The 24,256-nt window shown below is 50.5% G+C and carries 18 protein-coding genes; 7 read left to right on the top strand and 11 right to left on the bottom strand.

What is annotated here, in order from left to right; genetic code table 11:
- Positions 1–180 precede the first annotated feature (180 nt).
- Positions 181–1,020 (bottom strand): EamA family transporter, encoded by an 840-nt coding sequence (locus BMZ51_RS10400; protein WP_068011263.1) that lies wholly within the window; start codon positions 1,018–1,020, stop codon positions 181–183.
- A gap of 206 nt (positions 1,021–1,226) precedes the next feature.
- A complete protein-coding gene (locus tag BMZ51_RS10395) occupies positions 1,227–2,000 on the bottom strand; it encodes a DeoR/GlpR family DNA-binding transcription regulator (RefSeq protein WP_068011264.1) in 774 nt (257 codons plus the stop codon).
- A 213-nt stretch (positions 2,001–2,213) separates the two neighbouring features.
- On the opposite strand from BMZ51_RS10395, the gene BMZ51_RS10390 reads away from it, so the two are divergent.
- Positions 2,214–3,728, top strand: coding sequence for an alkaline phosphatase family protein (locus BMZ51_RS10390; protein WP_068011266.1), 1,515 nt, complete (start codon positions 2,214–2,216; stop codon positions 3,726–3,728).
- A 53-nt stretch (positions 3,729–3,781) separates the two neighbouring features.
- On the opposite strand, the gene bla is transcribed toward BMZ51_RS10390, so the two are convergent.
- Entirely contained in the window at positions 3,782–4,669 is an 888-nt protein-coding gene (bla, locus tag BMZ51_RS10385; RefSeq protein WP_068011268.1) for a class A beta-lactamase, read from the bottom strand.
- A gap of 231 nt (positions 4,670–4,900) precedes the next feature.
- Between bla and BMZ51_RS10380 the strand changes: the two genes are divergently transcribed.
- The 4 genes from BMZ51_RS10380 (at position 4,901) to BMZ51_RS10365 (ending at position 9,433) form a co-directional block, all read left to right on the top strand.
- Positions 4,901–5,803, top strand: coding sequence for a LysR family transcriptional regulator (locus tag BMZ51_RS10380; RefSeq protein WP_068011269.1), 903 nt, complete (start codon positions 4,901–4,903; stop codon positions 5,801–5,803).
- Between the two features lie 110 nt (positions 5,804–5,913).
- Positions 5,914–8,064, top strand: a complete 2,151-nt coding sequence (locus tag BMZ51_RS10375; RefSeq protein WP_068011271.1) for an FUSC family protein — start codon at positions 5,914–5,916, stop codon at positions 8,062–8,064.
- A 14-nt stretch (positions 8,065–8,078) separates the two neighbouring features.
- Positions 8,079–8,291 (top strand): DUF1656 domain-containing protein, encoded by a 213-nt coding sequence (locus BMZ51_RS10370; RefSeq protein WP_074882030.1) that lies wholly within the window; start codon positions 8,079–8,081, stop codon positions 8,289–8,291.
- Positions 8,288–9,433 carry an HlyD family secretion protein gene (locus BMZ51_RS10365; protein ID WP_068011273.1) on the top strand — a complete coding sequence of 382 codons (1,146 nt, stop codon included), beginning with the start codon at positions 8,288–8,290 and terminating at the stop codon, positions 9,431–9,433. The genes BMZ51_RS10370 and BMZ51_RS10365 overlap by 4 nt, the downstream gene beginning before the upstream one ends.
- A gap of 72 nt (positions 9,434–9,505) precedes the next feature.
- On the opposite strand, the gene BMZ51_RS10360 is transcribed toward BMZ51_RS10365, so the two are convergent.
- The 5 genes from BMZ51_RS10360 to BMZ51_RS10335 form a co-directional block, all read right to left on the bottom strand.
- The gene (locus BMZ51_RS10360) at positions 9,506–12,832 is read right to left on the bottom strand and encodes an error-prone DNA polymerase (RefSeq protein WP_082825771.1); all 3,327 of its coding nucleotides are present in this window, start codon (positions 12,830–12,832) and stop codon (positions 9,506–9,508) included.
- Positions 12,829–14,301, bottom strand: a complete 1,473-nt coding sequence (locus BMZ51_RS10355; protein ID WP_068011277.1) for a Y-family DNA polymerase — start codon at positions 14,299–14,301, stop codon at positions 12,829–12,831. Before BMZ51_RS10355 ends, BMZ51_RS10360 begins: the two co-directional genes overlap by 4 nt.
- A complete protein-coding gene (locus BMZ51_RS10350; protein WP_068011279.1) occupies positions 14,255–14,821 on the bottom strand; it encodes an ImuA family protein in 567 nt (188 codons plus the stop codon). The genes BMZ51_RS10355 and BMZ51_RS10350 overlap by 47 nt, the downstream gene beginning before the upstream one ends.
- 360 nt (positions 14,822–15,181) lie before the next feature.
- Entirely contained in the window at positions 15,182–15,970 is a 789-nt protein-coding gene (locus BMZ51_RS10345; protein WP_068011281.1) for a hypothetical protein, read from the bottom strand.
- 820 nt (positions 15,971–16,790) lie between these two features.
- A complete protein-coding gene (locus tag BMZ51_RS10335; protein WP_068011288.1) occupies positions 16,791–17,261 on the bottom strand; it encodes a GNAT family N-acetyltransferase in 471 nt (156 codons plus the stop codon).
- Positions 17,262–17,719: 458 nt separating this feature from the next.
- On the opposite strand from BMZ51_RS10335, the gene BMZ51_RS10330 reads away from it, so the two are divergent.
- Both BMZ51_RS10330 and pyrE read left to right on the top strand, forming a co-directional pair.
- A complete protein-coding gene (locus tag BMZ51_RS10330) occupies positions 17,720–18,679 on the top strand; it encodes an endonuclease/exonuclease/phosphatase family protein (RefSeq protein ID WP_161941263.1) in 960 nt (319 codons plus the stop codon).
- 111 nt (positions 18,680–18,790) lie between these two features.
- A complete protein-coding gene (gene pyrE, locus BMZ51_RS10325) occupies positions 18,791–19,339 on the top strand; it encodes an orotate phosphoribosyltransferase (RefSeq protein WP_068011291.1) in 549 nt (182 codons plus the stop codon).
- A 39-nt stretch (positions 19,340–19,378) separates the two neighbouring features.
- On the opposite strand, the gene BMZ51_RS10320 is transcribed toward pyrE, so the two are convergent.
- From BMZ51_RS10320 to BMZ51_RS10310, 3 genes are all read right to left on the bottom strand, one after another.
- On the bottom strand, positions 19,379–20,941 hold the full coding sequence (locus BMZ51_RS10320; protein WP_068011292.1) for a GSCFA domain-containing protein: 1,563 nt from the start codon (positions 20,939–20,941) through the stop codon (positions 19,379–19,381).
- Positions 20,942–21,352: 411 nt separating this feature from the next.
- A complete protein-coding gene (locus BMZ51_RS10315) occupies positions 21,353–22,216 on the bottom strand; it encodes a metallophosphoesterase (protein WP_068011293.1) in 864 nt (287 codons plus the stop codon).
- Positions 22,217–22,444: 228 nt separating this feature from the next.
- A complete protein-coding gene (locus tag BMZ51_RS10310; RefSeq protein ID WP_161941264.1) occupies positions 22,445–23,662 on the bottom strand; it encodes a phospholipase D family protein in 1,218 nt (405 codons plus the stop codon).
- Positions 23,663–24,256: the final 594 nt, after the last annotated feature.

Genomic DNA, 24,256 nt, shown 5'->3' with positions numbered 1-24,256 from the left:
CGGCTTAATCTTTACCCACAAAGGCCCTTATGAAACCGCTCACCCCCAAGCCGAACGGCTCGCCCCCTGCAAGCAGTCCCATCAATGTTCTTATCGCCTCTCAACCAACCTTGCATATTCATATTAAGAACGAGAACACATCCAATTTACGGCCCAGCAGCAGGCGCAACCGGTCAATGCTTACAAACTTAGGCCGATCAGGCTCACTCCGGCAACCATCAGCACGGCAGCAAGCATTCGGCGGATCCAGTTACCTTCTCCCAAGAAGACAAATCCGATCAAGGCAGCAAAAATCACCGAGGTTTCTCGAAGCGCTGACACGGCTCCCAGTGGCGCAAAGTTTTTTGCATAAAGAACCAAACCATAAGCGGTCATCGAAACCAGGCCGCCACTCAACCCTAGAATCCAAGTGCGCCTCGACAAAGTCGAAAGAGCTGAGCGCCGCCTAAGCCCAACAAATGCAGCGATGAAGATGTGAAGGAAAGCGCCCCACGCCCAGTAGCTCAACGTGTTACCCGACAACCGCACTCCAACGCCATCAACCAGCGAGTAAGCCGAAATACAAACGCCGGTCGCAACAGCAAACCCAAGTGCAGCCCGACCAACACCTTGGCGTAACGCCGACCAGCTGGACATCTGTATGCCAAATGCAATCAACCCAATGCCGATCCATGCCCAAAATGGCAAAACTTCGCCAATAAAGAGCATCGCCCACAAAGAGACAAGCGCCGGCACAATACCGCGTGCAATGGGGTACACAACACTTAAGTCACCATGCCGATAAGCCTGACCAAGCATGTAATAATAAGCAAAGTGAATGACCGTGGAACAGGCGACATACCCAAGGCTTGCCACATCTGGCAACGGTAACAACACAACCATGACTGCGCCCGGGATCACATGCCCAAGGGCCACAAGGCCCAGAGTGAGCGTACGGTCAGCCGCAGACTTAACAATCGCATTCCAAATCGCATGCAACAGCGCCGCAGAGAGAATAATCACAATGATGGTAAAGCTCATCAATCAAACCAAATGTAATGCGGATTTCCGGCGCACGCGCGCGTATTGAACAGCTTGTACAACCAAGTCCCTTGTGACCAGCGGCACTTGGAGACACCCAGATTCCGACGAGTTCTTGTTTATTTTTAAAGAGGTTGTGTTGGGGCATTAGGAGCTAGCCAAACGATCTCATTGGCATGAAACTCACCAACACTTTTCGTTAGTAGTCACGCATTTTCAGAAGCAACGAGGCTCTCAATTCCCCAGTTCGCGAAGGAGGTTGCAAAAGGCTCTTCAGGGGCACGATCTGTCACAACATAGGAGACACGGCGCGGATCGGGTCCCACATACGGCGCATTTTCTCCCAGCTTGCCATGGTCAAAGGCGATCAAGACCTGATCAGCCAATTCCGCGATTGCGCAGGAAAGATCGGCCTCAACACTGTTTTGATACAAGAACCCTCGCGATTGCGAGACGCCATCAAGGCTGAGGACCGCCATATCAATAACAAACCGCTGCACCTGGCGCGTTGTCACATGCCCAAAAGTACCCCGTTCATTTCCCTGCATCTCCCCCCCGAGAAGATGCACTTTGTTATTATTTATATGAACCAGCGTTTGCGCCACACCAATTGAGTTCGTGACCACAGTCAGGTTTTTGTGTTGCCGCAGTTCTTCGGCCACATAAGCGGTTGTAGAGCCCACATCCAGATAGATTGTCATTCCATCTTCAACCACATCTGCAACAACAGACGCGATCAAACGCTTCTCGTCCGAGCGCAAAGAGATCCTGCGAAAGAAGCTGGGCTCACTTTGAGTTCCAGCCAGATACGCTCCCCCGCGCACACGTTCAACATCCGACGTAATGGACAGCGCCTTAACAGTTCGCCGAACAGTTTCCTCAGACACATCAAGCGCATGTGCTAGGTCTGCATTTCGCGCAGAGCCCCCAAGCCGCTTAAGAGCTTCAAGTAGTTCCAGTTCACGGTGGGTATGAGACATCCGTTCCTCACAAATTCAGTCAAGAAAGCTCAACTTCCCAACTTAGCCCACAATTACCTCCATTTTTCAACAAAGATAATCAAATAGGTTTGAATTTGCGTAGAATTGTGGATTGTTTGCTGGCAAAAAGCTAATGACACATCTCGTTTTCACATTGCAAGGTTACACGTGTGGGAAGGACTGCCACAACAGTGGCTTAGAGGGATCGAAAGTATGCAGAACAAACGCAATGTTCTTTTCATCATTATCGACCAGTTGCGCGCCGACTGTGTCTTCGGTGAACTTGCCAATCACGTAAACTTGCCAAACCTGCGCGCCTTTATGCAAGAAAGCGTTAGTTTTACCCGCCACTTCTCTGTGACCAACCCATGTGGCCCCTCCAGAGCTTCAATTCTGACAGGGCAATATGCGATGAACCACCGTTCTGTGCGCAATGGCACCCCTTTACGCCATGATATACCAAACGTTGCTACCGAGATGCGCAAGGCTGGCTATTTGCCAATGTTGTTTGGTTATACCGACACCTCTCAAGATCCTCGCAAATTCCACCCCAGCGACCCTGCCGTGAGAACCTATGAGCACCCCCTGCCGGGCTTCCATGAGATGATGGAGATGCGCCAGGAAACGTCACTTCCCTGGCAATCTTACCTCATGAACCGCGGGTATAACTTCGAAAAATACTGGGATGTATACAAACCCGTTTCGTCAGATGGAAAACCCCCGCGTCTGAATGACCCTGCCCTTTATTCAGCACAGGACAGCGATACCGCCTTCCTGACAGATTCATTTTTAAACGCCATGCCTGCCTATCACCAGCAAAGCTGGTTTGCGCACCTGACATACATACGACCACACCCGCCCCTTGTCGCTCCAGCGCCATACAACACCATGTATGACCCAGAGAGCATGCCGCTGCCAGAAAGGCTTGAGCGTCCTGAGGATGAAGCCGCGCAGCACCCATTTTTCGCGCCAACAATGCAAAATACCAGTGCGGCAAACTTTGTTGAAGGCTTTAGCAATCTGGAGCCGTCAGATGAAAACATCCGCACGCTGAGATCCATCTATCTGGGACTGGCCACTGAAGTCGACCACCATGTGGGGCGTGTAATCGAGTTTCTAAAAGAAAGCGGGCAATACGACAACACGATGCTGGTCATAACAGCAGATCACGGAGAGATGCTTGGAGATCACCACTCATGGGGGAAAATGACCGTCTATGATGCGGCCTACCACACACCACTCATGATCCGCATACCAGAGGGTGAAAACGGGACGCAAATCTCACAGGACACGGAATCCATCGATATCCTTCCCACCATTTTGGACTGGGTTGGACAAGACGTTCCAGGTTCGGTCGATGGGAAGTCCCTTCTTCCGTTCTTGAAGGGAGAAACGCCTGAGAATTGGCGCAAAGTCTCCATGTCAGAACTGGATTTCGCTGATCCGTTGAAACCTACCCTTTGGCAGCAGAGGCTGGAAACAAAACTGGAAGACTCATGCCTGAGCATCCTGCGAGATGATCGCTTTACACTGGTAGAATTTGCAGCAGACCTCCCCCCCATGCTGTTTGATAGACAGGGCAAAGGTGAAATGGAAAACCTTGCAAACAAACCCGAGTTTGCCGCAACCCTTGCTCGGCTGACCCGCGAGCTTTTGCGCCATCGCATGAAACATATGGACAAAACACTGTCCAACTGGATGATCACCCCCGAAGGCCCGAAGCAATGACGAAAAAAAGGGGCACACACCTGCCCCTTTTGACCAAAACTCTGCTGGATGAATTAGCGCTGTTTGATCTCTACAAATATAGCTTGCCCAACTTCTGCAATCGTCGCATTTCGGGTTTTAACATCGGCATCACTTCCCGTCATGTAGATCGCAGCCAGATAGACCTCTCCTGTTTCAGTCCATAAAGCTGCAATATTCCCACGAGTGCCGTAATGCCCCATGCCTGACCGGTCCGCAATACGCCACCCGGTTGGCAAATGCTTGCGCATTAGCGCATCAGCAACCTTGTTGTTGATCATCCAGTGTGTCAGCAGTTCACGTGAATGGGGTTGCAAGATATCTCCAAACAACAGCTTACCCAGGCTCTTCGAAATCGCTTCAGGTGTTGTTGTATCGCGCAGGTCCCCGGGCTTGGACTCGCTCATTTCAACCTCCCAGCGATCAAGCCGGGTGTCTTCATCTCCAATGCCACGCATAAATCGCGTAAAGCCCTCAGGCCCCCCCAAACGCTTCAGCAAAAAGTTCGCAGCGCTATTATCACTCACTGTAATAGTGGCTTCGCATAGGTCCCCAACACTCATACCAGTTGCAACATGCTTTTCAGTAACAGGTGAATACCTCACCAGTTCATCAGCAGTGTAACGCGCGACGTTCTCAAGGTTCTCTTGCCCCTGATCAACGCGGGCCAAAACACCACCGCACAAAAGTGCTTTAAACGTACTGGCCATGGGAAAGCGCTCGTTTGGACGATGCTCAATGGACCAGTCCGACCCAGTGTGGCGTACAACCACGCCAATACGTCCCCCCACATCCGCTTCCAACTTTGCCACCGTCTCCAAAAGCTGCCCTGCTTGCGCAACCACTGGCATACTCACGGCAAAAGCAAAGCAACAGGCAAGTCCTTTCACAGAAGCGCCAACCCCTTCAAAAAAACGGAACATACTCAAAATCCTTAGGATGAATGATCTCGGAAACCACAAAAAAATTTCATGCGATAAACACAGTTGCTCATTAGCGCAGCGCAAAGCATACACAGCGCAATTTCGCCCGTTATCTTTGAAGTCTTCTAGTGATTGATACAGGTTAATCCTGTATGCTTTTAGGAGTAACCACTTTTTTAAAGAGCCACAAACGACTTTTTCTCGAATTAGATATTAGAAAAACTAATAGCAATGGACCGACCAAAACTCCCCCTCAACGCATTGCGCGCATTCGAAGTTGCAGCAAGACAAGGCAGTTTCACACGCGCCGCCATTGAGCTATGCGTGACACAGGCTGCCGTCAGCCACCAGCTTATTGCTCTGGAAGAATTTCTGGGCGTAACGCTTTTCACCCGCACCCCCAAGGGGCTTATGCTAACCGATGAAGGCGCAGCACTGCACCCCGTTCTCACTCAGGGCTTTGACAACATAGGAAGTATGCTCGACCGGCTGCTGGATGGCCGTTATCAGGAAACGTTAAACGTCGGCGTCGTCACCACCTTTGCCACCGGCTACTTATTGGAGCGCCTGCCCGATTTTCGTAAACAGCACCCCAGTGTGAACCTGCGCCTATTTACCAACAACAACCGCGTAGACATCGCCAAGGAAGGTCTCGATCTGGCGATCCGTTTTGGCGAAGGTCTATGGCCTGCACTTCATGCAACCGCATTGCTCACGACACCACTGACCCCGCTATGCTCACCACAGATCAAAGATAGCCTCAAAACCCCGGCAGATTTGGTCAACCAAACCCTCTTAAGATCATATCGTGCAGATGAATGGGAACTTTGGTTTCAACAAGCAGCCACCGCATGCCCCAAGATTACAGGCCCTGTTTTTGACTCCTCCATAGCCATGGCAGAGATGGTAGAAGCAGGCCACGGCGTTGCTCTCCTGCCCTACGATATGTTCACGCGTAAACTGTCTTTAGGCCACCTCTGCAGGCCATTTCCAATGGAGATTGTGACAGGTAAATACTGGCTTACACGCATCAAAACAAAACCTGTCACTCCAGCAATCACACTCTTTGAAAACTGGCTCACATCACAAAAACCTCTGGCTACACTCAACCCTGCCAGCCACCCGCAAAGGTGATAAAACAACCGCGCAAATTGAAGGCAAAACAAAAACCTCTCCAACATGTCTTCACCTTATTCTGACGCCGACACTCCTCTGGCCTGGCTGGGACCTTGGTGAATAAGGATATGCTGTTAAGCACCCGAGCAAAGGATGCAATCAAAGTCGCCCTTGCAATGGTGATTGCCTATGCAATTGCTCTTTCTATGGGGTGGGATCGTCCTTATTGGGCTGGACTGGCTGTCGCGTTTATCTCCTTAGAAACCTCAGGACAGTCATTTAACAAAGGCGCACAACGCCTTGGCGGCACGCTGCTTGCTGCTGTAGCAGCCCTTTTAATCCTCTCCCTTTATCCGCAGCAACGCTGGATGTTTATGGTTGTGTTATCCAGCTATGTGCTTTTTTGCACCTATATGAAAAGCACAACCCGCAATTCCTACTTTTGGAATGTCGCCGCATTCGTAACAATAATTGTTGCCGTTGATTCAGCATCAAGCACTGAGCCAGCATTTTACACCGCAATGCTAAGGATCGAGGAGACCGCTCTTGGCGTGATCACGTACAGCGTCGTCTCTGCTGTCCTTTGGCCCCAAACCTCGGCGCGAGCGCTTTATAATACCGCAAGCCAGCTGAGCAACGCTGCTCTTAACTTATTTCAAGAAACCTTGAGAGACGAATTTTCCAGCAACCCGAAAAACTACCTCAAACAACAAGGCAACCTGGCCGCATTACAGGCAAGGCTGGATGAGCTTGCCAACATAGCCCAGGTTGAAAGCTATGAAATTTGGGAGGTTCACGAGCTTTGGAAAGACTCCGCTCAACTCTGGATTAAATATGAACGCACAATCGAAGCATGGCGCCAAAACATCAATGAGGTAAATCTACTCGAAGTCGAAACACGCCTGCCCTGGTTTAAACAGTATCAGGAAGAGATCATTGAGCGCCTAACCAACATCGCCAGAATGTCCTCTGGCAAACGCGTGAAATACAAAAGCCCTTTCCGGGGCTTTCAGCCAAACGAAATCGATACAACAGGCCTTAGTCACCTGGAAAAAGCGACCTTATCGCTATACGTCAGACAGCTGATCAATATAGAGCGCATCACTTATGAGCTCCACGAAATTTATGCCGTGATATTCGGCTTTCGTCAGAATCTTGAACCACAACTCAAAATCGAAAAACCAACGCCAAAACACATTATCAATACTGGCGCATTGAAAGGAGCATTCCGCGCATTCCTTTGTCTTTGGATTGCCTATATTGCGTACATTTTTGCACCCAATCTTCCAAACAGCTCTGTTCTCCTCATTCTGGCAGGAGTCTACAGTGTTTCCTTATCAACAAACCCCTATGTTAAACCAAGTTCCCTGTTAGCTATTGGGGTCATATCAACCATTTTCGCAGCTTGTATCTACCTTCTGATTATGCCGCATTTACACAGTTTCTGGGCTCTCGGCACCCTCATTTTCATTGCGGTATTTTCCATTGCTTATCTCTTTCATTCACCCGAAGCAGGTCTGGCAAGAATGTTCGGCCTCGCCAACTTTGTGATGACAACCGGCATAAGCAACAACCAATCGTACAGCTTTAGTTTTGCAGTTAATCAGCTGCTCGTTTTCCTTTTGATTATGGGGATTTTCACCTGCGTTTCCACATTCACATTCAAGCTTCGCCCGGAGATTCAATATCTCAGCTTGCTGCGCCGGTTTTTCACCAGTGCCGGTTATTTACTGGCAGACCAGAACAGCAGCTCCACACCCCAACGCTCCGCAATCCAGCGCTATCTAAGGCGCCATCACATCAACGAAATTGAAAGCATTCCGCATATAATGCGAGCTTGGATGCCTGGGATTTCTCCAACAATTGAAAAACACGAGCTGATCAAGACGATCGTTGTGCTTCAAGCTCTTTCCATTCGCCTTTCAGTGCTAATGGGGGAGTTTAAAGACGCAGAAAACGCCCCGTTTTATGAAGCGTTGAGACACAATATTAGCGGCTGGAACACCCAGCTCATGAATGACTTTGAGAGTCTGGTTCAAGAGCCTTCCGGCGAAACGTTAAGGGCAGCTGTCAGGCAATGCCAGATCAAGCTACCTGAAATGGAAGACACAATTTCAACGGTCTTGGATGAGCAGAGCAAAGACGGCATAGAGTTAGAAGAACGGTTAAATATCTATCGCATTCTTGGAGGCATTCGCAGTGTTTATCAGGCATTAGAGAACTATGAAGAGCAATCTCAAAAAGTCGACTGGTCTTACTTAAAGGAAGCTCGTTTCTAAAGGAGCATGGATCAATGAGTGGATACCCAAGTGAATGGGCCATAGGTAGCGTTTATTTCCCGCCCCTCTTGATTGCTTCGTTTTTAGGCCTGTTCCTCAGCTGGCTCACATCGCGCTTATTAAACAGGTACCGGCTTTCAAGGTTTCTTGTGTACCCACCCGGCGTCTTCATAGCTTTAGCCGTCATCTACACGACTTTACTTGGAAACTGGATCATCCCGATATGAAAGCACTAAAACGTAGCTATAAACTGGCGATTACGGGCACGATTATCGGTCTGGCTATTTTGGCCTTTGTTTTCAAGTTCTACGCGTACTTACAAAACCCATGGACACGCGATGGTCAGGTACGCGCCAACGTCATTCAGATCGCCACCCGTGTTTCCGGTCCGATTGTAGACCTGCCAATCCTCGACAACCAGGCGGTGTCTGCCGGGCAACTGCTCTTTCAAATAGACCCCCGAACATTTAAAGCCACCTACACCCAAAAAAAGGCTGATCTTGATCAGACAATTGATCAACTCAACGCCCTTGAAAAAGAACGAGAAGCAGCGGTGGCTAATGTCTCCCAGTACCGCTCCAGCGTTGAACAAGCCAATTCAGAGGTGCGCTCCTCCCTTGCAACACTCAGGAACATCAAGGCAAATCTGGAAAGAAACAGAAAGCTATTGAAAGACGGCTTCGTCACACAGCGCACCTTCGATCAAATCGAAAAGAGTTACATTGTCGCTCTGGCAAGTGCCGAGCAGGCAGAAGCCGGTCTGGCGCAGTCAAAAGCCGCTCTTGTAGAAGCTCAGGCCTCTCTTGCTCAGGTCGTGGCAACTCTTGGAGCAAAGGGAGAGGAAAACGCCCAGTTACGCTCTGCACGAGCAGCCTTGCGTACAGCCGAACTAAACCTTGCCTTCACGCAGGTCGCTGCCCCTGTGACAGGCTTCGTCACAAACTTAAATCTGCGTTTAGGCAGCCAGACCGTTGAAAACGAGCCCGCCCTTGCGCTGGTGGATTCCTCCAGTTTCTGGATCGACGCCTACTTTCCAGAAACCAAAATCCGGCGGATCAAGATCGGCGATAAAGTGGTTATGACGCTCATGGCGTACCCACACGAAGTCGTTCTTGGGCAAGTGGAGAGCATCGGCTGGGGTATTTCTCAATCAGATGGAAGCACAGGCTCTGATCTGCTTCCCAATATCAGCCCCACCTTTGAGTGGATCCGCTTGGCCCAGCGTATCCCAGTGCGTGTGAAAATCATGGAAATGCCGAAGGACGTACAACTGCGGGTAGGAACCACAGTCTCCGTCCTTGTGCTAACTGGAACGGCGTCGAGTAGTGAAACACCAGACGCACCGCCAGCCCCCCTTCTCCTTCAATAGCATTACACTGAATGCCACATTCAGCACCGCCACAAAGGTGGCGCGCAGCCCAAGGTGCCTTGCCAATCCCAACTAGTGAAAATCACGGCTTGGGAAGAGTTTCTTTGCTTGCTCGCGTGGGTGACGTGCCCGCGTTACAGCGCGAGGCAAAGCAGGACGGCGCGGAGCATCATCAGCAGCTGGTAAAGTCTCACCAATCACCTCATCAAGCGGATGACCCAACGCAGACAGCTTCTGCGAGTAATCCTTGATCTCCTGTGCAATCAAGTGAACCACCACCCCTTCTCGCTGCAAATACCCACACACATAAAGCAGCCGCCCGGAAATCACTGTCCGGCGAAATTTTTTATAAATCTTCGGCCAGACCACCACATTGCAAACCCCGGTTTCATCTTCCAGCGTCAGAAAAATAACCCCAGAAGCAGTGCCAGGCCGCTGCCGGGTGATCACAACACCGCAAACACTGGTCCGCTTCAGCGGCGCAGTACTCAGCTGCGCATGTGCAGTAAGCCCGCCAATATCAGGGCGCAACAACTCCATTGGATGCGCCCGTAAGGAAAGCCGGGTGGAAAGATAATCCTCAACCAGCTCTTCCCCTAAATGCATACTCGGCAAGCTCACCTGCGGCTCTGGAATAACTTCACCATCAATGGGATCATTAAACAACGGCAGCGGCTGCGTCCCTTTAATGGCTTTCACCTGCCACAGTGCATCCCGCCGGTTAAGCCCCATACTTGTAAAAGCATCCGCTTCTGCCAGCCTCTCCAAAACAGCAGGCATGATACTGGCACGTTGCCAGATGCTTTGTGGGTCAGGATAGCCATTTCCACGCGCAGCAATAATCCAAAGAGCATCCTCCTCCTTGAAGCCCTTGATCTGGCGAAAACCAAGCTGAATGGCAAGTTCTCCATCACTGCGCCGTTCTAGCGTATTATCCCAGTGGCTGCGGTTCACACAGATCGGGCGTACCTCCACATCATGCTCGCGCACATCCCTCACAATTTGCGCAGGCGCATAAAACCCCATGGGCTGTGAGTTGAGCAAAGCACAAGCAAAAGCTGCTGGATGATGGCATTTCAGATAAGCAGAAACATAAGCCAACATGGCAAAAGCCGCCGCATGGCTCTCGGGAAAGCCGTAGTTGCCAAACCCTTCAATCTGCGCGAAGCACCGCTCGGCAAAGTCCAGAGTATATCCACGTGACAACATTCCATTGATAAAGCGGCTCTTAAATGAGCTGATCGTCCCCATACGCTTAAACGTCGCCAGCGAACGTCGTAACCGGTCAGCTTCTTCTGGCGTAAAACCAGCTGCAACTTCAGCAATACGCATCGCCTGTTCCTGAAAGAGCGGCACACCAAGCGTTTTGCCCAACACCCCTTCCAGCTCAGCAGAAGGAAAATCGACCCGCTCCTTACCCTGACGCCGTTTGATATAGGGGTGCACCATCCCCCCCTGAATAGGACCAGGGCGAACAATTGCCACCTCAATCACCAAGTCATAAAAAACGCGTGGCCGCATGCGTGGCAAAAAGTTCATCTGTGCGCGGCTTTCAACCTGAAACACCCCCAGCGCATCTGCCTTACAAAGCATGTCATAGGTGGCTTCATCATCTTGCGGTACGGAATCGATAGTCAGCTGTGGCCCGTTCTTTTCTGCAATCATAGCAAAGCACTTGCGAATACAGGTCAACATGCCAAGGCTGAGCACATCCACTTTCAAAATACCAAGCGTGTCGATATCATCCTTGTCCCATTCAATCGTAGTCCGGTCTTCCATCGCCGCATTCTCAATAGGGCACAGTTCATCCAGCCGCCCCTTGGTGATAATAAAACCGCCCACATGTTGAGAAAGGTGGCGCGGGAAGCCGATAATCTCCTGAATCAAATGGATGGTCTGAGCAAGGCGGCGTTCATTGCCATCCAGCCCAAGTTCCTTCAGCCTCGTCTCTTGAACACCAGTGTTGGACGAGCCCCACATAGAGCCGGAAAGGTTCGCCAGCAGGTCCTGCGAAAGCCCCATGACCTTACCAACTTCACCAATAGCAGCGCGGGAGCGGAAATGAATAACCGTCGCGCATAAGCCAGCCCGGTGCCTGCCATACTTCTCATAGATGTGCTGAATTACTTCTTCGCGCCGTTCATGCTCAAAATCCACGTCAATATCTGGCGGCTCGCCGCGATGTTCTGAGACAAAACGCTCAAACACCATCGAAATCGTTTCAGGAGCAACATCTGTAATACCAAGCGCATAGCAAATGATCGAGTTCGCCGCAGACCCGCGCCCCTGACACAAAATGTTTTGAGAACGGGCGAACATGACAATGTCATAGACTGTGAGGAAATAAGCGGCAAAACCAAGCTTTGCTACCAGAGCAAGCTCTTTTTCAACCAGCAGCCGCACACGTTCGCTCTCCCCACTAGGGTAGCGTCGCTGTACCCCTTCATGGGTCAATCGTTTCAGTCTGTCTTGAGCTGTTTCCGTGCCGCGCCCTTCCTCCGGGTATTCATAGGAAAGTTCACTCAAGCAAAACATGCAGCGATTGGCGATTTCCATGGTCCGTTTGATCGCAGCAGGGTAGTCCCGGAAAAGCCGCGCCATCTCTAAGGGGGCTTTCAATCGTCGCTCAGCATTGGGCAAAGCCCGGCGTCCAATTTGGTCGATGGTAACGCCCTCCCGGATGCAGGTCAGCACATCAGCCAGCTGCCTTCGCTTGCCATGGTGCATAAGCACATCGCCCACTGCTACCATCGGGGTTGCAAGCCTCAAGGCCAGCTTGGAACAGCGTTCAAAATAGGCCTGATCCTGACCATCATACCTGGGCGCAGCTCCCAAAAAAACATGTCCGGGATAAGCCTTGGACGCCTGGCTGATATGGTCTGCAACCTCCTCACCTGCCAAATCACTCTGAGGCAAAGCGATCAGCACGATACCACTGGCACTTTCAAGAAGGTCATTAAAAAACAGCTGGCACTGGCCTTTCTCCGTGCGCCGCTTGCCCTGTGTCAGCAAGCGGGACAAGCGTGCATAAGCAGGACGGTCTTGCGCAAGGGCGACCCAGTGGACGGGGCTGTCTTCAAAGACCAGCCTGCACCCAACTAGCAACCGTGGCAAAACAAGCACCGGTGCGCTGATCTCCTCTTCATTACCTTCATGAACGGGTTGTCTACTGCTTGGGTCAAGACGGGTACTGGAGCGAATAGGCAGCGCTTTGTCTCGTTTATATTTCAGCTCTTTTAACGCAGCATACGCACGCACCACACCTGCCAGCGAGTTGCGGTCCGTAATTGCAATCGCCTGCAGGCCAAAGGTTGCAGCACGCATAACCAGCTCTTCAGGGTGCGAAGCTCCTGTCAAAAATGTAAAATTAGAGGTCACACACAATTCGGCGTAGCTCATGCAAACTCTCCTTGCACAAACCAGGCCGGGCTTTGCGGCGTAAAAAACATCCACAAACGCCGCCCCTGCCGGGTCTCCACCCGCCAGTAATCTCTTAGGCCAGAACGCCAGTTTGGATCATCCAACCACCACTCTGGTGCAATTCGCTCAGGGCCAGTGGCTCGCCCAAGAGCAAGCCGCATTCCTCTCCAGCAAAACGTTTTGGGTGGCATTTTATCCTTGCCCAGCACAGGCTCTGGCGCAAACAACCGCAAAGGGCGCACAAGCCCCTCTCTCCACTCACCTTCAGCCTCACAGTACGCAGCAGGCGCAACAACAAAACTACGTTCAGGCACATGGCTGTCTGCTGGCAAAAAGCGAACAATTTTGTCCAACCCAATCCGGCTGCCCAAACGGGTAATGAGATCATTAAGTGCATCACCTGATGGTTTTGGCGTTGTGCTCACCTCAACCTGTTGCAAAGGCAGTGGCTCTAAGTCAAACGCTTCCAGCCGCAACTGGTCGATACCATATCCGGCATCAATCTCCCCCACGCTGCGCTCAAAAAGCGGCAGGATACGCGCACTATCGTGCATTGGGCGGGCCAGTCGCAATTCAGCCTGCGCACTGACCTGATCAACCCTTTGGCATGTCAAACGTAAACTGCGCATCCCCTGCTCGTGCTTTTTAAGCTTCAGGCATAGGTGCTCTAGCAAACGCTTAAGCCCTGCCATCACATCATCAAAAAAGCCAATAGGGTCAGGAAATGTCAGCCGCACTGCATAGTAGACCTCTGGAGCCTGCGGGTTGATCTGCTCAGCCTGGTCACCAAAGGCCTGATCCACATGTCGAAGCAGCTCGAGCCCAAAGCGTCTGCCAAGCGTTGCGCGCGGTGTTGCCAGCACATCCCCAATACTGCGCAAGCCAAGGCGCTGTAGCGTAATACAGGTCGCTTCATCCAGCCGCAGGGCTTGCACAGGCATCGAACTAAGAGCAGCTTTCAAACCACCCTCAGCAACAACGCCCTTGCTATAATGCGACACGGCCCATGCCGCCCCTTTTGTCGCTGCCAACCCGGAGAACACGGTCAAACCAAATTGTGCCAAACGCTCATGAAGGTCAAAGAGCATCTCTGCTTCGCCGCCAAACAAATGGGTCGAACCAGTCACATCCAGCATCAAACCATCTGCTCCATCAGCTCCAACCCATGGGCAGTATCGGTTGGACCAGCGCAAAAGCATTTGCAAAAACCGCTGGTCTGCAAGCAAGTCCGCAGCCTGTGTGCGCAGTTCCGGGCACAGCACTTTGGCATCACAAAGCCCCATGCCCTCCACAAGGCCTTGCTGCCTGGCAAAGCTGTTCACGCAATAAAGACGTTCACTGTTCTTCTCATGATGCGTAACCGCAAAAGGAGCCTCTGTCGGCTGAGCGCGCAAAATGCGGTCACTCGCCAACCTCGGAAACCACAATGACACGATGCGCCTTTGCATCCCAGCACACTTCCCAACTACACAATGTTCCTCTTTTGTTCTTAATTAACTCCCACAGCTGAAGAGTCAAGTTTTTCTCCTGTTCATCGACACCATGAAACATAGGGGAGCAGCACCAGCGGGTCTGTGTTGCATTGCTGCCCATCCCGTCCGGTATCAACATAATACCAGTGCTTTGGCCTTCTTCTGCAGCCAGTTGCAAGCGCCGCCCTGCCGTCAGGTCCAAAGGCTGTAAACTCTCAACCACAACAAAACTAAGGGCACCAGATCGCAGCCCGTCTTCAGCACAAGCCAGCAAGCTCTTCTGGTCATCAGGGCGCGCCAGCAAAAGGCATTTGGGATCCATAAACTGGGCAAGGCCACTAGGGTTCACCTGCTCAGCTTGCCAGCCCGCTTGCAGCCACAAGATTTTGCCTCCAGCCTGGCCACATGCCATAGCTGCAAACGAATGGGCCGAAGCACCACACGCTTCATGCACCCGCCCCTTTTGAAGCGGAAACAGACTATCAAATTGAGGCATCAGCTTTCGCTCATATAATTAAACCAGGTCCCCACTATAACATCTCCGCCTCAAAGCAAGGCAAAATCTTTTCCAAACACCGGCAAAGACCACCCCCTCACCACACACGCTCTACCAGCCTAACGTTGTAGCAAACACAAAACGCTCATGCACAAACTGAAACACAGTTCCACTAAAAGTTGATCAAGCTTAAATTTCTGGTGCATGCAGAAGGAAGTGTATTGCCTGGAGCGTGATAAATGCGGGTGATGTTTGGACGGTTTAAATCTCAACCTGCCAATTATCGGCAGGTTGAGATGTCTTCATTCCAGAGCCAGACTTGCTCTGGATCGTATATATTCCTGCCTGATGCGCTGTGGTTTATTTAAATACACAGCGGTTGATGCTTGGAGCCTTACCATCCAGTTTTTTCGAAAGCAGCTTGGCTACTCCTAAAGGTGCGCCAACCATAAGCTCAGTACCAGTGGAATTGACAGTTTTGACCGAACAAAGCTTATCATGGAACGACTTATCGCAGCACGTCCCATCAGAATTGCGCTCGCCCGGCGCACATAACCAAGGTCCTGCTATCTGAAAGCCTGCAGAGGGACTGGGTACTGCGGGACAGGAACAGATGATCTCATCTTCCTTAACCGCTCCAATACCCGGGAATTTCTTCCCCTGAGTGCTGTTAAAACAGAAGCCACCATCACATTGGGCAGAGTAGCCGGCGGGCGTATCTTCGCTGTTGGGGCAGCTATAGGTCGCCATGGGAGATCCCAGGCTCTCTGCGTCGGGATCATAGTCGGTTTCCATCTGGCGCGGTGTGGCATACGTGCTTACCGTGAAACCATTATCAATGCCTGCTTTCAGCAGATCACAAACGTCCTTTTCCTCTCCATCTTCTTTATAATGAAACGGCAGAGAAATGCTCGGTTCCTTCATCACATCGCATTTGCAATAGGCCACGGTATCGACGGTCCAGCATTTGGCGGTCGCACACAGAGCAAAAGTGTTGGGGGCACCCTGTGACACCGGACACTCTTTGAAAACTGTTGGTTGGGTACTTGGGTCAGTGCTGGTTTCAGCGCGGGCAGCGCCGATACTGAGAAGTGGAAACGCAAGGATCAACCATAGCGTTGCAAGTCGTGATGCTGATTTCAGCGGCATGTGTTATCTCCTTGATGAGCTGGACCACTGTCGTCACAAGGCCCACGCTTAGAGGTTTCTAACTGCTAGCAAAATTGCTACACGCTGCCATTTTCGCATCCTGGCGGGACGCGCTCACCATCACTGGTGATAGTAAAAAACGTAACGTCTCTCACTCACCCTCTTGATGGCCCTTTTTGCTTACTGTTTTTGGGGCAACGATAGCTGTCAAACCTGGGGGATCGGACGCAAATTTGAAACCAAAGGTACTCAGAGAAGCGAGTGGGAAAGTAGTATGACAGAAACATGAATCGCAGACTAAAGACGGCTTGTGACCTCATACTGAAATGTAGGGGGCAACATATGTGGGCGAAACGGGTTTTTATTACATATGCAACCAAGCCAGTATATCGGCACATCCTGCCAAAACCACAGGTCCTAAGGTGTAATCACATTCGCGCCAGGAACGGGGACCATCAACCCTAACCAGCTGTCTTGCCCTACCGATCAGATGCAGGAACTTTTCCAAAAACTTGGCTCTACCAATAAAATACCAACTCTCTGAATTTATGCTGAGAACGACCAGTTTTTGGGCCCGAAACTCACCCGTTTCTTTTTCAACGCATACGCATCAAAAAGCGAGGCGGAACAGGAACTGATCATTCTTCCTCCCAACGGTGAAGACGGTCACGGTCTCTTCCAAAAAAATGATGGATCAAAAACTTGGGGCCCGGTTGCAGAAGGGGTTATCAAGCAAGTGATGCAGTAAATGGCGCCCTGCCCATAAAACTCCGTTCACTCACCTTGTTTGCCCTATAAGGACGCACACCTGCTCAGCGTTTCAATCTGCCAATGCAATCTTGAGCCGCATGGGTGTAAATATTATCCCTCCAATGTCTTGCTTTTCACCTTCCTTAACGAACCCCCAGCGCTCATAGATAGGAATGGCAAACGTTGAGGCTTGGAGTTCAAATTCGCCAACATTACCCTGCTGTCGGCAACTCTCTCTGGCCAGCTCCCATAGTTGAGATGATATTCCCTGCCGATGATAGTCACCGCGCACAAAGTTATGCTCAATGTGACGGCCATGTCTTACACCGATGACGCCAATGATTGCTGCCCCGTCCTCTGCAACAAAATAAGTATAGCCACTCTCTAGGTAACGCTCGATTGCCTCGGCTGAACAAAGTTCTGCTAAGAAACGCTCTCCCTCTGAAGAAAATTTCTCCATCGAAAACTGGTTCTGAGTCTCTAAGATTAAAGTAGAGATCGCCGTCGCATCGGAAATTTTAGCTTGTCGATATTGAACCATCTTTACCTCCTTACGCTTGCCATGACATAAGCCCCCGAACCCCACCGATTGAAATCGGATGCGACCACAGACCACCGCTCGCTCTGCCTAGTATTACAACACCACCAAGCGACTGATAGCTACTGCAACTAAGAGGTACCTCGTTTACATCGCAGAAGAGAAACTCACCTTTGGTGAAACGGTGCAAATGGCACCACCACCCATGGTTAATTGGCACGCAGCAAAGCACCGCATTTACACTAACTTGCAGCTCCCCTTGGCACACAAAACCAATAGTTCGGGCTTAAAAACATCAAGCAGAAACACACCATGACAGATCCATAGCTTTGGGTTCAGGTAAAGCCATGAGAAACCAATAGATGTCAAAGATCATTTTAGTTTTGGCAACGGTCTGGCTCGTTTACGCAACTGTACACGAGACCCTGACAGGGCAAATTTGGTTCTGGGTCCTACCAGAAATGATGCCTCCTATCGTTTTTGCTGCTGCGCCTATTATTTTAATATTGGCCACGCTTTTGATGAAGCGGTTTCGTTTATGGGTAGTGGCCTTCTCTATAACGGCGTTCGTTATTTCAATGCCGTCGACCGGCATAAACTTTGCAGCCTTTACCCAACATTCGCCCCCTTCAAAAATAAGCGCACAAGTGCATGTCGTACAAATGAACACCGACTTTTGGGCCCAGCAGCGAGAAGGCAGCTTGACCGACCCACGCAACAAACATGCAATGCTCAACTTTCTACGCTCGCTTGATGCCGATATCTATCTTTTGCAGGAACACATGAGGCCGAAGGGCAACCAAGCCATCCCCCTGACAGATCTATCAGATGTTGCCGAAAAGTTCCCCGAATACCAAGCCATCACCGCAGGAACATTATTAACGCTGACCCGCTTGCCAGTCGTTGATCACACCGTCGTAAACCCCAAAAACCAATATAGCCTTCGCCTACCGCCGCCCCCTTATGCACTTAAGGTCAACGTGCAAGTTGGAGACCAGATCTTATCAACCTACAATGTGTACATGCCGATCCAGATCCTCCTTGAAAAACAATGGTTAAGTTCGGAATTTTACGATGAAATCAGGACACGCTACTTCGTCCGCAAAGACGAATTTCACCATATCACGCAAGATGTTGCGAGAAATGATCTGCCATTGGTGATCGCAGGAGATTTCAACACCAGCCCCGCGATGGGAGATAACCGCAGCCTTCTCAACATAACGACGGACGCTGCCTCGTTCAGCAAGGCCCTTTACCCAGCCACATGGCGCGTGGGCGGACAGCTGCCCAAACTATGGCGCACCGATTGGCTTCTAATCCGAAACAATGTGACCGTCAGCCAGTTCCAAAGCCTGGACCCCAAAGGAAATTCCGATCACCTGGTTCAGTCCGTAACCCTCTCGCTCTATGAAAAGGACTAGGCACTTAGACCTTATAGCCAATCACGCAGCACCGGGCATGCAGGGCAAAACCTTGCGAGCAAGATGCAGGCCCTCTAATATATGAGCGATTATATTTGGAGGTTAAAACGGATGTCTGACCCGTCTATATTGTCATTGCCAGATCTTGCGCGAAACATTTCACAAGTCGCAGCGCTTGAAGGCGAGTTTGTATTACGCTCTGGGCAGATATCACAGCGCTATTTCGACAAATATCGTTTTGAAGGCCTGCCCCACCTGCTGCAACCGCTGGCACAGGCAATGAGCGATCTGATCCCACCCGAAACACAAATCATCGCTGGCCTAGAACTTGGAGGCATTCCGCTTGCCACTGCAATATCCTTGCAGACAGGTCTGCCAGCGGCATTCATTCGAAAAGAGGCCAAATCCTATGGCACCTGCCGGGCCGTTGAAGGGCAAAACGTTTCTGAAAGAAAACTAACCTTCATTGAGGATGTTATCTCTACCGGCGGTGCTGTAACACACGCCCATCAACTTGCAACGCAAGAAGGTGCTGACGTTCTCGCCGTCATTTGCGCAATTTGGCGAGGAGAAGGCTCTCCTGCAATCAAAGGCGTACCTGAACTGCCTGTTTATCCAGTTTTCACACGCGCCGATCTGGAGCCCGTAGAAAGCAGCTAAGCTGGCCCTGTTGCAAGCCTGCGATGGGGTCAACCATGATCACGATTTCGCCTTAGGCCGCATGACCGCTTTTTCATAAAACCGAGAGGTTTTGGCAAAGAAGCCGAATAACTCTTGCTCAGCAGCTTTAACTTTCTTGTCAGCAGGGCGGAGCTCCTTAGCAATTTCCATTTGTTCGCGCGCTTCCTTATTACGGCCCAAATGCCTCAATGCTTTGGCCAACTCCATAGCGATGAGAGCGCGAGGCCCCGCACCGCTATGTGGGCTACGCTCCAGCACATCCACTGCTTTAGAGAACTGGCCTGTCTGGTTAAAAGCACGGCCGATCGCATAAATTGCGCTCTTGTTTTTGCCAAATGTTATCGAACTCAAGAGTTCAATAACCCGTTCAGGAGTATTTAAACGAAGATAGGAGTTAGAAAGAGATATTGCTTCTCGCAGATTCAACTTGGCTGGCAGCTTAGCAATATACTTTTCAGCAAGGCGCATAAGCTTTCTGTTTGTCGTTGCAACTTCAACGCAAGTCAAAATAGCCCCTGTGTGATCTGGGTTCTTCACTAGGAACTTACCTAGCTGAACCAGGCGTTCTTGTGGGGGTAACGCATGCAGTGCCTGTCGAAGCTGTTCAAACGTTTCCAGGTTTACCGCCTCACTATATAGCGACATCATATGACGCACATTTGCGCCGATGAGGTCCGTGTTGACGTGAACCTGATCATTTAAATAAGCTACAGACCTGTCTGTGTGCGTTATACTCTCAAACGAGGGAAAATAGTCAATATGCGTATGTTCTTGGTACAGTTCTTCTGCGGCAACCCGCAAAGCAGCTTTACTGTATGCATTCGCGACAATCACATCCCTGTCTGTAAAACTAGCTGTTAAGGGGATGGGGGATACTGTTATTAAAATTTTATGCCCCTCAGGACAAATGGCCTTCAATTTGCTCACGATGCGGAAAAGCGTTTGCCGAATAAAATCGACAGATTGAACATGCAGCTCAAACCTTTTCGGGTGCTGGCGAATGGCTTCCTTTGGAGGCGTTAAGTTTAGATATTTCTGTGCTTTTTTATCAAACCAAGCTTCGACAAGACCAAGGGTGATGATTATAAAGCTACTGCTTTCAAGCAGCCGATACGTTTTGTGAATTAAGTCCCGCCGCTGCTCTAACAGGTCTAATCTGGAAGCCTTAATGGCCTGGGGAATGTGCAAGTCCTGCCACTTTCCATTAGCGTATTGATAGCAATGCTCCTCAACATTGAAACGCGCCTCACCAAATGCCCAATCCAACTCATTTTCAATTGATGAAACAGCAAAATTGTTCAAAATAGACGAAGGGTTATTGCGATCAACCAAACCTGAGTTAAGCCACAAATCACGACCAGCTATGGTACGCCCAGTTTCTACAAGTGCATTTTCAATGTTTCTGGCAAAGCAGGAGCCAATCGTAAACACTCTGTCATGCGCTTCTAACTTGAACTTCGGCTTAACTGCAGGAAGTGTAAAGTGAGCGAGCCGATCGTCCAGCTCGTCCCTATTGGGCCAGCCAGAATAGGGATTTGCTTTATAAGTCGCCAGCGCCTCCGTACTCCCAAGTACTTTCATCAAGGGCTCCTCATCACAAAAAGTAAGCTGTGGTCTCTGATGCGCGGTATTTCCTGGCCTTATCTCGGGCCATATTGCAAACCCCACCACACCAGAACCAAATCACCATCGACCGGATAACGGCAAGCCTACAGATCTAGTGCGTGAGGTGCCCATCCTCAATTAAAACTGGTCAGAAGCACCTTCTCCCTCAACGCCTCAGCTTGGTTGGCTTTGTCTTGTCTTCAGTTAACGCTCTGCCGTTGCTTAACGGTTACCCTTAAGCAGACCAAATAGGTTAAAACCGTCGTCAACAGACAACCAAATTTGCACCAGTCAGATTTTGCCGCATGATCAGAAAGACTGCGGGGAAGATTGGCCAATCGCGTAGATCGCGCTCTTGTTTTGCCAAATGTCATTGGGCTCAAGAGTTCAATAATCCAAACTCTCGAATTCCTGTTTCATTTTTCCTGGAAAAAGTTCGGGGTTCATTACTGTGCTGTGATCGACATAGTTTTGATAGTGCACCGCACAGTTCGTGCCATCAGACTGAATTACTGCGTATTGCGCGGGCCCTTCATAACAAGCTTGCTGACCACTACGCCCGCGTAGAAAAGGCTCAACCCTGTGCTGATTGCCAGAAATCGTAGCACAAGGATAACCGCCCCAACTGCCTGCCGTAGTGATATGGCAATGACCGGCAACAATCTGGATAATATCTGCATCGCTCCGATGCAGCACCGCAAGCAATTTATCTGGCTCTGCTAACCGATAGGTATCCACTGGCATTTGCAGTGCACAAGGGTTGTGATGTAACAAGATAATCACTTTAAGGCCTGCAGCTTTCGCCTCAGCCAGGCGGTCTGCCACCCATGTAAGGCGTTTTCTGCATAAACCGCCACGTGTCATTCCTGGTTCGGAGCTGTCGAGCATTAAGATACGGTGCCCTTTGATATCCTCAAAGCCTTCAATAAATCCATTTTCGTCGAGCATAGGCTCACTGGCACATGTTAGATATATATTCCGGTCATCATGATTTCCCATGAGGACGCGCTGAGGCAGTTCAATCCGTGAGCGCATGTGGTCAAATCGCTCGTACGCCTGTACATCTGACTTCTCAGTGATATCACCTGCGAAAACACACAGGTCTGCATCCATATGCAGGGCCTGCACACTATCAAGGGCTGCCTCAAACCGTGGGCCTGTATCCAGTCCTCGTTTCACCTCACCCTCGGGAAGTAGATGAATATCGCTCATAACGATAAGCTTTAAGAGACGATCAGTATAAGCATTCATGCGACTTCTTTCACAAAATGATATTAAAACAGAGCCAAATTATCGCAAACCCACGAGGACGTTACAAGCTAAACCATTGGCGCCTAATAGCAATTGCGCGGCGGTGGCCTGCATTGACCTAATGCCCAGTGCTTTTACGCAAACACCTACAAAGGGCGCTGGCATGCTATCCTTCAAAACTGCTTTTTCACCTCCTGAGGGAAACGTACGAATGTCGGGTACGGCCCCTCAGGCATCATCATCGTAATAAATTGCATCAAGCATAGCGACACGATAGTCCCACAACTCACTGTCTTCTGTTTTAGGCCGCGGCGCATTGTACCAAGGTGATGACTGGATCGGGACGATTACTCGCTCCCAATAGTTGTCAATCGAAAGTGTGCTCGGTGCAAAATTTAGGGCCTTTGCTAACCCAGCTTTGTTCTTCCCGTTCACACACACGAACATATCCGGACGCTTCATGGCAAGAAGTCGCGTCGCCGTTGCAACGTTGCCAACATGGTGACTTCCTGCCTCCACAAACGCCCTATGGAAACTCTCGCAATAATTATTGTAATTCTCAAAAGATACCGGGTCTTCCCGAGGAATACAGTCCAGTGCCGCACCAAGTTTGGGATCTTGTTTCAAGATCAGACTAGCAAAGTCGCCGTTGCCCCCCATGGACCCGAACCAAGCCCAATCATGGTTACCAGGAACAGAAGTATCCTCGTTGCCCCTGCCAAGTGTGCCAGCAATCCCCTTCCAAACTGACACGGGCAGATCCGAAAATTTATCCACGCCTGAAAAAAGGGACTGAATTTCACTCAATAGTTCTAAGCGGCCCTTAAAACTATGATAGTGATCACGTTTCACTTCTAAAGCAAACTCCGCCCAACCCATCCTAGCCAACGTTGAGACAAGCCCCTTATCACTCTTATCATCGTTGGGCAGAATGGGGTCGCGCGTACCCTGCCTTCGACGCGCTGCCGCGTGCTGTCGTCGGTAGCTGTCCGATAGCGTTGATGTAACGCGCTGCTTTAATGTGTCGTAGCAGCAAAGCTCTTTTTGAAGCTGCTCGAAAATATCTTCCTTACCTGAACCCTCAATGTGAAGACAGGCCTCATAATTTCGCTGGAGACCCCCCGACGTAAAATTGGCACTTCCAACAATTGCTTCAGTTCTGCTTCCGCTTCGAAATAAATAGATCTTTGGATGGAAAATGCCTGTGGTCGCCTTGGCAACCCAGGCATTTGGAGTGTCAATCAGGCGGTCCACCAGATCGGGGCAGGTCGCAAAGCCATTTAAACCAATAATCACAGACCGGAATTTCGCGCTGTGCTCCATCAAGAGCTTGGCGAGCTCTCCATTGTATCCCCAAGCCACTGCCACCTGAATTTCATCATGGCTGCAAATAAGGCGTGGTAATGTGCCTCGTAATGTCTCGGCGTTCAACAGATTGATCTTCATAACATTTTCCAAAGGATTGCGGGCAAAATACAGTATTGGCTCCAGATTCGACCCCATGCTCATCTAGGAAAATCTTAGGTGTCCGTGCCACCGTAGCAAGCTAGCCACAAGGCCCAGTTCTTTGTTTCAAATCGAGCTCTTGACATTGCTGCAACCCAAGGAAAGGCCTTAGCCGTCCCGGCTCAGTTGTTCATGAGCTACGCGCTGATGGTTGGTAACTGACAATCACGCTATGCTTACCACTGCGAAAGCTCACATCGTGATTAATGCCTCTTAAGCGCAAAGCAAACCACGTTTATGTTCAAGCCAAATGGTCTCAAAGGCCCGCGAGCAGCTGCGCATTAAGGTACTCCAGAACCGGTAGTGGTTGCTTCACCCCCAAGATCGTAGCACCCGAATGTCGACTTGCGCCCCACAACCGGGGATAACGTCCTGACGGCTGCTGCTGCGCAATTCTGCAGATCGGGGGGGTATCTATTTTCGCTTCGTCCACCACTCTAATCTATCCCCCTGCCCAGTTACTCCGGTGCTGTTTGAGCTGCAGTCGGTCTCATCCTGCTCGACGCTTGTTAGAGCACTTCAAAGATAGCTCCC

Source organism: Pseudovibrio axinellae (assembly GCF_900110875.1).
In the GTDB taxonomy this organism is placed as follows: Bacteria; Pseudomonadota; Alphaproteobacteria; order Rhizobiales; family Stappiaceae; genus Pseudovibrio; species Pseudovibrio axinellae.
Note: the sequence above shows the minus strand (reverse complement) of the source record. Positions and strands in the feature narration are given on the sequence as shown.